This window comes from Pseudomonas sp. FW507-12TSA, assembly GCF_058781435.1.
Genome location: NZ_JBYSWT010000032.1, coordinates 19,574 through 33,790, shown reverse-complemented (window position 1 = coordinate 33,790; position 14,217 = coordinate 19,574). Strand labels below are relative to the sequence as shown.

The 14,217-nt window shown below is 69.3% G+C and carries 2 protein-coding genes (1 of these 2 running past the window's edge); both read right to left on the bottom strand.

What is annotated here, in order from left to right:
• On the bottom strand, positions 1-1,123 hold the beginning of the coding sequence (locus tag AC3WK8_RS25645; RefSeq protein ID WP_492574088.1) for an amino acid adenylation domain-containing protein. 13,556 nt of this gene lie to the left of the window's left edge; only the first 1,123 of its 14,679 coding nucleotides appear in the window; the start codon lies at positions 1,121-1,123; the stop codon falls past the left edge of the window.
• Positions 1,120-14,217 carry an amino acid adenylation domain-containing protein gene (locus tag AC3WK8_RS25640; RefSeq protein WP_492574087.1) on the bottom strand — a complete coding sequence of 4,366 codons (13,098 nt, stop codon included), beginning with the start codon at positions 14,215-14,217 and terminating at the stop codon, positions 1,120-1,122. Before AC3WK8_RS25640 ends, AC3WK8_RS25645 begins: the two co-directional genes overlap by 4 nt.

The following is a 14,217-nucleotide window of genomic DNA, read 5'->3' as shown; positions in this document are numbered from 1 at the left end:
TGCCGAACACCACTTTGTGCTTGCCGGCCAGGGTCGCCAGCACCCGGCCCCAGGCCAGGTGGAACAGGCTCGCGGCACTGACCCCGGCCTGCCGCGCCTGGCTGCGCAGGCGCAGGCTCAGGGCGGTGGGCAGGGCCAGGCTGGCCTCCTCGATCGCCCGGCCATCGCCTTGCACGTCCTGCAGGCCGAACGGCAGGGTCGGCTCGTCGACGTCCGCCAGCATCTGGCGGAAAAAGGTCTCGTGTTCTTGCTCACTGATGCCCAGCCGGGCCTGGGCCACGTAGTTGCGAAACGGCAGGGCCGGGCCCAGGCGCGCGGCCCGGCCGGTGAGCAGGGCCTGCATTTCGTGGCGCACCACGTCCAGGGCGCTGTGGTCCATGGCCATGTGGTGGAACAGCAAGATGGCGACGATGCGTTGTCCGGCTTCGTCCCAGGCATGCACCAGGCGCAGCATCGGCGCCTGGCTGATGTCCAGGCGGTAGTGGCGGGCATCGAAGCGCACTTGCAGTTGCTCCAGCACGGCGCCGCCGGCCGGGTCCGGCTCGACTTCCTGGAGGATCAGCCCGGCTTCGCGCCAGACCACCTGCATCGGTTGCGCCAGGCCGTCCCAGAGCACGGCGGTACGCAGGATGTCATGGCGGGCGATGACCCCGCGCAGGGCCTCGGCGAAAGCCTCCAGGTGCTGCGCGCTGGCGAAGGCGAACTGCGCCTGCATCACATAGGGATCGCCCAGGGTGGCGCTGACGTGGTGATAGAGGATGCCTTCCTGCAGCGGCGCCAGGGGGTAGATGTCCTGGATGTTGGCGACCCCGCCCGGCACCGTGGCGACGATGCGATCGATGGCCTGCTGGTCGAGGTTGGCCAAGGGCAGCAGGTCCGGGGTGATGCGCCGGGTCTGCGCGGTGATGCCGTTGGCCGGCACCGCGACCTGGCCGGCCTTGGCCGGCGCGTACTCACCGCTCTTGATCAGCTCGATCAACTGCGGCTTGAGCTCGCGCAGGCGCGCCAGCAAGGCCGGGTCGCTCAAGGCCTGCTTGTTGCCCTGGACCACCAGTTGGTCGTCCTTGAGCACCAGCTGGACGTCCTTTTCCTTCAGTGTCGCCAACAGTTCGATCACGCTCACAGGACGATCTCCATTCGTTCGGTAATTGCCGCGTAGCCGGCCAGGGTCGGTTGTTCGAACAACGCGCGGACATCGGCCTCCATGCCGTGTTCGCGCATCCGGCTGATCAGGCTCACCGCCAGCAGCGAGTGCCCACCCAGTTCGAAGAAGTGATCGTGGCGCCCTACCCGCTCGACGTTGAGCAACTCGGCCCACAACTGCGCCAGCAAGATCTCGGTGTCGCCCACCGGCGCCTCGTACTCGCGCACCACCGCCGCCTCCAGCCCCGGCGCCGGCAGCGCCTTGCGCTCCAGCTTGCCGTTGGGGCTCAGGGGCAAGGCCTCCAGGTGCACGAACAGCGCCGGCACCATGTAGTCCGGCAGGTGCTCCAGCAGCGCCTGGCGCAACTGCTCCACGGGCAACTTCGCGTGGCCGGCGGCGCTGGTGTAGTAGGCCACCAGGCGCTTGTCCCCAGGCACGTCCTCGCGGGCCAGGACCACCGCTTCCTTGATGCCTTCGAGCTGGGTCAGGCGCGCCTGGATTTCCCCCAGCTCGATGCGCAGGCCGCGGATCTTCACCTGGTCGTCGTTGCGCCCCAGGTACTCGATATTGCCGTCGGCGAGATAGCGCCCCAGGTCGCCGGTGCGGTACATGCGCGCGCCTGGTTGATCACTGAACGGGTCGTCGACAAAACGCTCGGCGGTCAGTTGCTCGCGGTTGAGATAACCACGGGCCACCTGCACCCCGGCGATGAACAGCTCGCCCACCACCCCCAAGGGCACCGGCTGCAATTGCGCATCCAGCAGGTACAGCCGGGTGTTGGCGATCGGCTTGCCGATGGGCGTGTTGTCCGGGGTGGCGTCCAGCGGGCCGGTGCAATCCCAGGCCGTCACGTCCACCGCCGCTTCAGTGGGGCCATACAGGTTGTGCAGGTCGACGTTGGGCAACTGCTGCTTGAAGCGCCGCACCAGGCTGCCCGGCAGCGCCTCGCCGCTGCACATCACCTGGCGCAGGCCGAGGTCGTCCGGCGTGGCGTCGTGGGCGAGGAATACATCGAGCATCGACGGCACGAAGTGCAAGGTACTGATGCCCTGCTCGCGTATCAGCTGGCGCAGGTAGGCCGGGTCCTTGTGCCCTTCGGGGCGGGCCATCACTAGGCGGGCGCCGGTGAACAGCGGCCAGAAGAACTCCCACACCGACACATCGAAGCTGAACGGGGTCTTCTGCAACACCGCATCGTTCGCGTCCAGGCGGTACTGCTCCTGCATCCACAGCAAGCGGTTGACCACCGCCCGGTGCTCGTTCATCACGCCCTTGGGCTGGCCGGTGGAGCCGGAGGTGTAGATCACGTAGGCCAGCTGCCGTGGCGCGCAGTGCGGCGCTGGCGGGTTGTCCCGGGACTGTGCGGCCCATTGCGGCTGGTCCAGGTCCAGCAACGCCAGCCCGCACGCCTGCGCCAGGTGCCGGGTCGCGCCCTGGACCAGCACCGCTAGCGGTGCGCTGTCCTGGAGCATGTAGTCGATCCGCTCCTGGGGATAGGCCGGATCGATAGGCACGTAGGCGCCCCCGGCCTTGAGGATCGCCAGCAGGCCCAGCACCATGTCGACGCTGCGCTCGACGCAGATCGCCACCCGCTGGTCCGGGCCGACGCCCAGTTGCAGCAAGTGCCCGGCCAACTGGTTGGCCTGCTGGTTCAGCTGGCGATAACTCAGGCGCTGCTCGCCGGCTTGCACCGCCAGCGCTTCGGGGCTGCGCAGTACCTGGGCTTCGAACAACCCGTGCAGGGTCTGCTCCAGCGGGTAGTCGCGGGCCGTGGCGTTGAAGCCTTCCAGCAGTTGCCAGCGCTCGGCCTCGGGCAGGATCGGCACCTGCAGCAGGGAACGCTGCGGCGCTTGCTCCAGGCTGTCCACCAGGGCCAGCAGGGCTTGCTGCAAGTAGCCGCACACCCGTCCGGCGCCAATCCGCGCCGGGGTCATGGCGGTCAGGCGGAAACCCTGGCCAAAGTCGTCGACGTTGAGGCTCAGCGGATAGTTGGTGCGCTCCTCGCTGTGCAGGGTCTGGATGCCCTGCCAGGCCTGGCGTACGGCCTCGCTTGGCGGCGCATCGCTGCCGTGGCGGTAGTTGAGCATGGCGCTGAACAGCGGCAGCGGCGCGGCCACCCCACTGCAACGCTGGGCCAGGGCCAGGGACGCATGCTCATGGCCGAGCAAGGCGCTGAGCCGGGCGTGGGTGGCCTTGACCGCCGCACGCACCCCACCGGCGTCCAGATCGACCCGCAGCGGCAAGGTGTTGATGAACATGCCCAGGGCCCGGTCGGCGCCCTGCCCGGCCTGCAGGCGGCCCAGCAGCACGGTGCCGAATACCACCCGCTCCTGGCCGGTAGTGAGGTTCAGCACCCGGGCCCAGGCCAGGTGGAACAGGCTCGCGGCACTGACCCCCAGCAGCCGCGCCTGGGCCCGCAAGCGAGTGGCCAGGGTCGCGTCCACAGCTTGCTGCACCTCTTCGATGGCATCGCCATCGCCCTGCACATCCTGCAAGCCGAACGGCAGGGTCGGGGCATCGATGTCGCCGAGCATCTGGCGGAAGAACGCCTCGTGCTCCTCGCGGCTGACACCCAGGCGCGCCTGGGCCACGTAGTTGCGATAGGGGATCGGCGCGCCCGCGGGCTGCTGCCCCAGCAGGCAGGCCTGGATCTCCTCGCGCACCACATCCAGGGCGGTGTGGTCGAGGACGATATGGTGGAACAACAGGATCGCCGCCACGCCCTGACGTACCGGGTCCTGGGCGAACACCAGGCGCAGCAACGGCGCCCGGGTCAGGTCCAGGCGCCAATGGCGAGGATCGAAGCGTTGGTGCAACTGCTGCAGGATGTCGCCATCGGCCGGATCCAGGTCGACTTCCTCGAGGGCCACCCGGGCCTCGCGCCAGACCACTTGCAGCGGTTGCTTGAGTCCCTCCCAGAGGATCGCCGTGCGCAGGATATCGTGGCGCTCGCCGACCCGTTGCAGGGCCGCGGCGAAATCCTCCAGGCGCTGGCGGCTGGCGAACGCCAGGTGCGACTGCAACAGGTAGGGATCGCCTTCGCGGGCGCTCAGGTGATGGTAGAGGATGCCCTCCTGCAAGGGCGCCAGGGGGTAGATGTCCTGCACATTGGCGGCGCCGCCGGGGACCGTGGCCAGCACCCGGTCGATGGCCTCCTGGTCCAGCTCGATCAGTGGCAACAGCTGCGGGGTGATGTGCCGGCAGCCGGCCGGGATGCGATTGGCCGGCACCGCGACCTGGCGCCCGGCACCCACCGCCCCGGCCAGGGCGGCCAGGGTCGGCTGTTCGAACAGCACCCGCACGTCGGCTTCCAGGCCGGCCTGGCGCATGCGCTCCACCAGGGTCACCGCCAGCAGCGAGTGCCCGCCCAGCTCGAAGAAGTGATCGTGGCGGCCGACTTGCTCGACCTTGAGCAACTCGCTCCAGATCCGCGCCAGGGTGGTTTCCACCTCGCCTTGGGGGGCCTCGAACTCGCGACTGAGCCAATCGCCCTGGGCCGGCGCCGGCAAGGCCTGGCGATCGAGCTTGCCGTTGGCGGTCAGTGGCAGGGCTGCGAGGCGGACGTAGGCCGCCGGCAGCATGTAGTCCGGCAGGCGCCCCTGCAGGTGGTCGCGCAGGTCTTCGGCCGCCAGTTCCGCGGCGCCTGCGCGCAAGGTGAAGTAAGCCAGCAGGCGCTCTTCGGCCACCAGCACCAGGGCTTCCTCGAGGGCCGGGTGCTGGAGCAGCGCGGCTTCGATTTCCCCCGGTTCGATGCGCATGCCGCGCACCTTGACCTGGTCGTCGTTGCGCCCCAGGTAATCGAGGGTGCCGTCTTCGCGCCAGCGCGCCAGGTCGCCGCTGCGGTACATGCGCGCGCCGGGCTCGGCACTGAACGGGTCGTCGAGGAAGCGCTCGGCGGTCAGCTCGGGACGATTCAGGTAACCCCGGGCTACCCCGGTGCCGCCCACGTACAACTCGCCGGCGACACCGACCGGTACCGGCCGCAGCAGTTCGTCCAGCAGGTAGATGCGGGCGTTGGCCATGGGCCGGCCGATATGCAGCGCGCCACCGGCCACGAGCGCCCCGGAGGTCGCCACCACCGTGGCTTCGGTGGGCCCGTAGTTGTTGACCACGGTAAAGCCCGGGTCGCGGGTGAACTGGCGCAAGCGGTCACCGCCGATCAGCAAGGTACGCAGGGTCGGGTGCCGCAGTTGCTGGCTGAAGGCGTACTCAGCCACCGGTGTCGGCAGGAAGCTCACATCCAGCGGCTGGTCGCGCCACCAGGCCAGCAGCCGCTCGATGTCCTGGTGGCCGATATCGGCCGGCGGCAGGTGCAGGGTCGCGCCACTGCACAGGGTCGGCCAGACCTCCCAGGCCATGGCGTCGAAGCCCAGGCCGGCGAGGCTGGAGGCATGCCGCCCGGGGCCCAGGTCGAAGGCCTGGCAATGCCAGTGCACCAGGTTCTCCAGGTTCTGGTGCTCGACCATCACGCCCTTGGGCTGGCCGGTGGAACCCGAGGTGTAGATCACATAAGCCAGGTGCGCCGGGGTCAGCCGTGGCACTTGCGGGGTGTCCGGATCGGAGTCGGTCCAGGCCTGCCGGTCGAGGTCGAGCACCGGCACCCCAGGCGCTGGCGACAAGCCGCCGGCCACCAGCAGCGCCCGGGGGGCGCTGTCCTGTACCAGGTAGGCGATGCGCTCGGCCGGATGGCTCGGGTCGATGGGCACATAGGCGGCCCCGGCCTTGAGCACCGCCAGCATTCCTTGCAGCAGTTGCGGGCCACGGGCCAGGCACAAGGCCACCCGGTCATCGGGTTGCACGCCGAACGCCAAGAGTTTCCGGGCCAGCTGGTTGGCCTGCTGGTCCAACTGGCGATAGCTCAGGCGCAGCGGCCCCTGGACCAGCGCCACGGCGTCGGGGGCCGCGCGGACCCGGGACTCGAACAGGCCATGCAAGGTCTGCCCGCGCGGATAGGCGGCGGTGCTGGCATTGAAGTCCCGCAGCAGGCGCTCGCGCTCCGCCAGCGGCAACACCGACAGTTGCCCCAGCTCCAGCTCGGGGCTGTGCTCCAGGGCATCGACCAGTTGCTCCAGGGCACGCGACATGTAGTCCCCCAGGCGCTGCGCGCCGATCCCGGCCAGGGCCAGCAAAGACAGGCCGAAGCCTGCGCCCAGATCGTCGACGCTCAGGCTCAGCGGATAGTTGCTGCGCTCCTCGCCACCGAGCAGTTCCACGCCCTGCCAGATGTCCTGGCCGGCGGCGGCCGGTTGCGGGGCGCTGTGCCGGTAGTTGAGCAAGGCGTTGAACAGCGGCGCCCCGCTGGCCAGGGCGCTGCAGCGCTGGGCCAGGGCCAGGGAAGCATGTTCATGGCCGAGCAGGGCACTGAGCCGGGCGTGGGAGGCCTTGACCGCCGCGCGCACCGTGCAACCCTGCACATCCACCCGCAACGGCAAGGTGTTGATGAACACCCCCAGGGCCCGGTCGGCGCCCTCGCCGCCTTGCATGCGGCCCATGAGCACGGTGCCGAACACCACTTGCCGGCGGTTGGCCACCTGCCCCAGCACCAGCGCCCAGGCCAGGTGCATCAGCGCCGCGGCACTGACCCCCAGTTGCCGCGCCTGCTCACGCAAGCGCAGGCCCAGGGCCTCGGGCAACGCCAGGTGGGCCTCCTCGATGTCCCGGCCGTCGCCTTGCACATCTTCCACGGCGAAGGCCAGGGTCGGCTCGTCGATGTCGCCGAGCATCTCGCGAAAGAACGCCTCATGCTCGGCCTGGCCGGCCCCCAGGCGGGCCTGGGCCACGTAGTTGCGATACGGCACCGGGGCGCCGAGGCCGCGACCACCGTTGAACAGCAGCTCGCGCATTTCCTGGCCGATCACCTCCATGGCGGTGTGGTCCAGGGCCAGGTGATGGAACAACAGGATCGCCACCACCCGCTGGCGTTGCCGGTCATAGGCATGCACCAGGCGGATCAGCGGTGCCTGGGCCAGGTCCAGGCGCCAGTGGCGGGCGTCGAAACGCTGTTGCAGTTGTTCGAGGATGTCGCCGTCGGCCGGGTCCAGCGCCTGCTCCAGCAGTTGCAGCCGAGCCTCGCGCCAGACCACCTGCAGCGGCTGCGCCAGGCCCTCCCAGAGCACCGCGGTGCGCAGGATGTCGTGGCGGTCGATGACTTGCTGCAAGCCCGCGGCGAAGCGCTCCAGGCGCTCGGGACTGTCGAAGGTCATGCGCGATTGCAGCAGGTAGGGGTCGCCCTGCCCGGCGCTCAGGTGGTGGTAGAGGATGCCTTCCTGCAAGGGCGCCAGGGGATAGATGTCCTGCACATTGGCCACCCCGCCCGGCACACAGGCCACCACCCGGTCGATGTCCGCCTGCTCCAGCTCCACCAGCGGCAGCAGGTCCGGGGTGATCTGCCGGCACTGGGCGCCGATGCGGTTGGCCGGCACCCGGACTTCGCGGCTGCTGCCCACGGCCGCGGCGAGGTCGGCCAGGGTCGGCTGGCTGAACAGCACCCGCACATCGGCTCCCAGGCCGATCTGGCGCATGCGTTCGATCAGGCTCACCGCCAGCAGCGAATGCCCACCCAGTTCGAAGAAGTGGTCATGGCGCCCGACCTGCTCTACCTTGAGCAGGTCGCTCCAGATCCGCGCCAGGGCGGTTTCCACCTCGCCCCGGGGCGCGACGAACTCACGGCTGAGGCTGGCCGAGGCGGCCGGGGCCGGCAGGGCCTTGCGGTCGAGCTTGCCGTTGGCGGTCAGCGGCCAGGCATCCAGCCGCACATAGGCCAGCGGCACCATGTATTCCGGCAATTGCTGGAGCAAGGCGTCGCGCAGGGTCTGGGCGGACAGCTGCGCGACATCGTCCTGGACCCGGTAGTAGGCCACCAGGCGCTGGTCCCCGGGCTCGTCCTCGCGCACCATTACCTGCGCATCCCTGATCCCCGGGCACGCCGCCAGGCGCACCTCGACTTCCCCCGGCTCGATGCGCAGGCCACGGATCTTCACCTGGTCGTCGTTGCGCCCCAGATACTCCAGCAGGCCGTTGCCCAGCCAGCGGCCGATGTCCCCGGTGCGGTAGAGCAAGGCACCGGCGCGGTTGGCGAACGGATCGTGGATGAACTTCTGGGCAGTGAGTTCGGGACGGTTGAGGTAGCCCAGGGCCACGCCGTCGCCACCGATCACGATCTCGCCCGCGACCCCGATGGGCAGCGGCTGGCCCAGGGCATCGAGGATGTACACCTGGGTGTTGGACAGCGGTCGGCCGATGGGCAGGCTGTCGGCAGCTTCCGGCAGTTCCCCGGGCTCGTGGGTGACGGCGAAGGTGGTGGTCTCGGTCGGGCCGTAGCCATTGACCAGGCGCAGCCCCGGCGCCTGGGCCTGCATCCGCCGGAACGCCGTGGCATCCGCCCGCTCGCCGCCACACAGGAGCATGCGCAAGCCCTTGAGGGCCTGGGGGATCAACTGCACGTACTGGTTGAACAGGCTCGTGGTGAGGAACAGCAGCGTCACGCCAGAAGCTTGCAGCAGTTGGGCGAACGCCGGCGGGTCGAGCAGGGTCTCTTGGTCCACCACCACGACCCGGCCACCGTTGAGCAGCGGGCCCCAGACGTCCATGGTGCTGGCGTCGAAGGCCGGGTTGGAAGCGAACGCCACCCGGTCAGCGGCGTTGAAGTCGGCGTAGCCGTTGTTGATCACCAGGCGGGTGATGGCCCGGTGCGGCACCAGCACGCCCTTGGGCTCGCCGGTGGAACCGGAGGTGTACATGATGTATGCCACCGCCGCGCTGGATTGCTGCACGTGCACGTCATCCGCTGGCAGGGCCCGCAGCTCCAGCCGGTCGAGCTCGATCCGGGGCACCGCCACCGCCAGCGGCAGGTCGCTGTGGGTGACCAGGGCCACGCTCTGGCTATCGCTCACCATGAAACCCTGGCGACTGGCCGGGGCGTTGCTGTCCAGCGGCACGTAGGCCGCGCCGCACTTGCTGATGGCCAGCTGGCTGACCAGCAGGTCCAGGGAGCGCGGCAGCAGGATCGCCAGGTGATCGCCCGGCTGCACCCCGAATTCGCGCAGGTGATGGGCCAACCGGTTGGCCCGGGCATTGAGCCCGGCGTAGCTGAGCCGCTCCTGGCCGTGCACTGCCGCGACCTGCTCAGGGTGGGCCTGGACCCGGGCCTCGAACAGCTGCGCCAGGGTCTGCTGGCGCGGGTAGTCGCGGGCGGTGGCGTTGAATTCCACCAGCACTTGCTGGCGTTCGGTCCTGGGCATCACCGGGATCGCCAGCAGGGCCTTGTCCGGCGCCTGCTCCAGGGCCTGGGCCAGGTGCTCCAGCACGCAAGCCAGGTAGCCGCAGACCCGCGCCCCGTCCACCGAGGCTTGCGCCTGCACGGTCAGGCGCAGGCCCTGGTGGTCGTCGTCGACGTTCACCGTCAGCGGATAGTTGCTGCGCTCGCGGGATTCGAGCACGCGGATGCCATCCCAGATCGCCGGCCCCTGGGGGTCTGCGTCGAGGCTGGCGCTGTGGCGGTAGTTGAGCAGGCTGTTGAATAGCGGTTGCGCCGCCGGGACTGCGCTGCAACGTTGGGCCAGGGCCAGGGAGGCATGCTCGTGGCCGAGCAGTTGCGCCAGCCGCGCATGGGTGCAACGCAGCGCCTGTTCCACGCCCTGCTCGCCCAGGCTGATGCGCAGCGCCAGGGTGTTGATGAACATGCCCAGGGCGCGGTCGGCCCCCTCGCCACCCTGCATGCGGCCCAGCAGCACGGTGCCGAATACCACGTCCTCACGCCCGGACAATTGCCCCAGCACCCGGCCCCAGGCCAGGTGCAGCAGGCTCGCGACACTCACCCCAATAGCCCGGGCCTGGGTGCGCAAACGCTGGCACAGCAGCGGGTCCAGGTGCAGTTGGCATTCGTGGATATCGCCACCGTCACGCTTCACGTCCTGCAAGCCGAAGGCCAGGGTCGGCTCGTCGATATCGCCCAGCAACTCCTGGAAGAACTCCTGGTGCTGCGCCTCGCTCAAGCCCAGGCGGGCCTGGGCCACGTAGTTGCGATACGGCACGGCGGGTGGCAGTTGCCCGCCACGGCCTTGCAGCACGGCGCTGATTTCCTCCACCAGCACCTCCAGCGAGGTGTGGTCCAGGGCCAGGTGATGGAACAGCAGGATGCCCAGCCAGCGCGACTGCCCCGGGTCCCGGGCGCAGGCCAGGCGCAGCAGCGGCGCACCGCCCAGGTCCAGGCGGTAGTGCCGTGGATCGAAACGCTCCTGCAACTGGGCCAGGGCCGAACCCCGGGCCGGGTCCGCCGCCAGCACCTGCACCACCAGCGGCGCCTGGCGCCAGACCACCTGGACCGGCTCGTCCAGGCCTTCCCAGGCCAGGCTGGTACGCAGGATGTCATGCCGCTCGATCACCTGTTGCACGGCCTGGGTAAAGGCTTGCAGGGTCGCTTCGTCGGCGAACTCGAACTGCACTTGCAGCAGGTAGGGATCGCCCTCCTCGCAGCTCAAGTGGTGATAGAGAATGCCCGCCTGCAACGGCGCCAGCGGGTAAATATCCTGGATGTTGGCGGCGCCGCCGGGCACTCGGGCCACCAGCCGGTCGATGGCGGCCTGGTCCAGGCTGGCCAGGGGCAGCAGGTCTGGAGTGATGCGCGAACAATCGCCGGGAATGCGGTTGGCCGGCACCTGCACCTCGCTCACCGCGCCCACGGCAGCGGCCAGGGCCGCCAGGGTCGGTTGCCCGAACAGCACCCGCACATCGGCGCACAGGTCCACCTGGCGCATGCGTTCCATCAGCTTGACTGCCAGCAGCGAATGTCCGCCCAGCTCGAAGAAGTTGTCCTGGCGCCCGACCTGGGGCAGTTGCAGCAGCTCTTGCCAGATCCCCGCGATGGCTTGCTCCACCTCACCCTGGGGCGCCTCGTACTCACGCCGGGCCACTGCCTGGCTATCGGGCGCCGGCAGGGCCTTGCGGTCGAGCTTGCCATTGGTGGTCAGCGGCAGGCTGTCCAGCAGCACGAAGGCGCTGGGCAGCATGTAGTCGGCCAGGCTGTGGCGCAGCTGTTCACGCAATTGCGTGGCACTGGGCGCGGCACCCGGGGCGGCGATCACATAGGCCACCAGGCGCTTGTCCCCGGGCAGGTCCTCGCGGGCCACCACCACGGCTTCACGAACGCCGTCGCAGCTGGCCAGGCGTGCTTCGACCTCCCCCAGCTCGATACGGAAGCCGCGGATCTTCACCTGGTCATCGTTGCGTCCCAGGTACTCCAGGCTGCCGTCTTCGCGCCAGCGCGCCAGGTCGCCGGTCTTGTACAGGCGTGCGCCTACCTGCTGGCTGAACGGATCGGCGATGAAGCGCTCGGCGGTCAATTCCTCACGATTGAGGTAGCCCCTGGCGACCCCGGCCCCACCTACGTACAGCTCACCCACCACGCCGGTGGGCAGCGGCTCGCGCCAGGCATCGAGGACGTATAGCTGCAGGTCAGGGATGCGCCGACCAATGGGACTGCTGCCCACCAGTTGCGCGTCCGCCGCCTGCAATGGCCGGTAGGTCACGTGCACGGTGGTCTCGGTGATGCCGTACATGTTCACCAGCTGGGTACCGACGTTGCCCACCCGCGCGTACCAGGGCTTGAGCAGCCCGGGCTCCAGGGCCTCGCCACCGAAGATCACCTGGCGCAGCGAATGCTTGAGGGCGCTGCGGCCCTGGGCCGCGATCAGCGAGCGGAAGGCGCTGGGCGTCTGGTTGAGAATGCTCACCGAGGCTTCGCACAGCAGCGCATAGCAGGCGTCGGGCGAGCGGCTGACCGCCTGCGGCACGATCAGCAACTGACCGCCATGGACCAGCGCACCCCAGATTTCCCAGACCGAGAAATCGAAGGCGAAGGAATGGAACAGCGCCCAGACATCGCGCCAGTTGAAACCGAACCAGTCGCGGGTGGCCGAGAACAGCCGGGCGACGTTGCGGTGCTCGACCATCACCCCCTTGGGCAGGCCGGTGGAGCCGGAGGTGTAGATCACATAGGCCAGGCTGGCCGGGTTCAGCCCGGACACCTGGGGATTGTCCAGGGCCTCATGGGCCAGGGTGCGGCTGTCGAGGTCGATCAGCGGCACCCGCAGGTCGCTCATCAGGGCCTGGGTGTCGGCCTGCACCAGCAATGCCACCGGGGCGCTGTCCTGCAAGGTGTAGGCAATCCGTTCGCGCGGGTAAGCCGGGTCGATGGGCACGTAGGCCCCACCGGCCTTGAGGATGCCCAGCAGGCCGACGATCATTTCCAGGCCGCGCTCGACGCAGATCGCCACCCGTTGGTCCGGACGCACACCCAGGGCCAACAGGCGGTGGGCGACCTGGTTGGCACGCTGGTTGAGCTCGCCGTAGCTCAGCCGCTGGTCCTGGAAGATCAGCGCCGTGGCCTCGGGCTGGACCCGGGCCTGGGCCTCGACCTGCTGGTGGATCAGCGGGTGATCCGGATAGTGGCCCTGGGGCGTGTTGAGCCCTTGCAACAGGTACTGGCGCTCGCTGGCCGGTAACATCTGCAGGCTGTGCAGCGGTGCCTCGGGGCTGTCCTGCAAGGCCAGGGCCAGGCTCTCCAGCACGCCCAGCAAGTAGCCGGTGATGCGCTCGGCGCCGATGGCGACGTCCGCCAGGGCGACGATCCGCAGGTCTTCGCCGAGATCGTCGACGTTGATGGTCAGCGGATAGTTGGTGCGCTCCTCGGCTCCCAGGATCTGCATGCCCGGCACGACTTCCTGGACTTCCTGGGCGTCGCCTGCGTGGCTGTGGCGATAGTTGAGCATGGCGCTGAACAGCGGGGTCGGCGCGCTGACCCCGCTGCAGCGCTGGGCCTGGGCCAGCGACGCGTGTTCATGGCCGAGCATGGCGGTCAGCCGGCGGTGGGTGGCCAGCACTCCGGCGCGCACGCCCTGGGCACCGACATCCACCCGCAGCGGCAAGGTATTGATGAACATGCCCAAGGCCCGCTCGCCGCCCTCGCCGGCTTCCATGCGGCCCAGCAGCACCGTGCCGAATACCACCGCCTCGCGTCCGGATACCTGGCCCAGGACCCGCGCCAGAGCCAGGTGCATCAGGCTCGCCACGCTCACCCCCAATTGCCGGGCCTGGGCCCGCAGGCGCTGGCTGAGCTCGCTGGGCAGGGTCGCCCGCCGCTCCTCGATGCGCCGGCCCGTGCCCTGTACATCGGCGATGCCGAACGGCAGCGTCGGCTCGTCGATGTCCCCCAGCATCTCGCGAAAGAACGCCTCATGGTGCCCCTGCTCCTGGGCCAGGCGCGCCTGGGCCAGATGATTGCGAAACGGCACCGGGGCCGGCAGCCGGTCGCTGTGTCCGAGCAAGCGGGCCTGGATTTCCTGGCGCACCACATCCAGCGCGGCATGGTCCAGGGCCATGTGGTGGAACAGCAACAGGGCCACCTGGCGCCCGTTGCCCGGGTCCTCGGCGTAGACCAGGCGCAGCAGCGGTGCCTGGCGCAGGTCCAGGCGCAGATGCCGAGCATCGTAGCGGGCCTGCAACTGGCCCAAGGCATCGCCGCCGGCAGGGTCCAGGGCGACCTGCTCGCACACCAGCGGCGCATGGCGCCAGACCACTTGCAGCGGTTCGTCGAGGCTTTCCCAGGCGATGGCGGTACGCAGGATGTCATGCCGCTCGATGACCCATTGCAAGGCGCCGGCGAAGTCCTGGCGCAACGCATCGTTGGCGAAGGCGAAGCGTGCCTGGAGCACGTAGGGATCACCCTGGGCCGCGGACAGATGGTGGTAGAGCATGCCTTCTTGCAGTGGCGCCAGGGGGTAGATGTCCTGGACGTTGGCCGCGCCACCGGGCACCGCGGCGACGATGCGCTCGATGGCCGATGCGTCCAGCCGGGCCAGCGGCAGCATGTCCGGGGTGATCTTGAAGGCCGGGCTCAGCCAGTCGCCGCCCTGCTCGTCCAGCAGTTCCAGGAGCCGTGGCTTGTGCTCGACCAGACTGTCCCAAAGCCCATCGTCCAGGGCCTCGTCATCGCCCTGGACCAGCAGGTCCTGGCCGTCGCGCTGGAGTCGGATCGCCAGGGTGGAAAGAACCGCCATCAATTCGCTGAACTGCAT

Excerpts from the sequence above, each read along its gene's own strand:
- AC3WK8_RS25640 (WP_492574087.1), bottom strand. The coding sequence starts at position 14,217 with ATGCAGTTCAGCGAATTGATGGCGGTTCTTTCCACCCTGGCGATCCGA.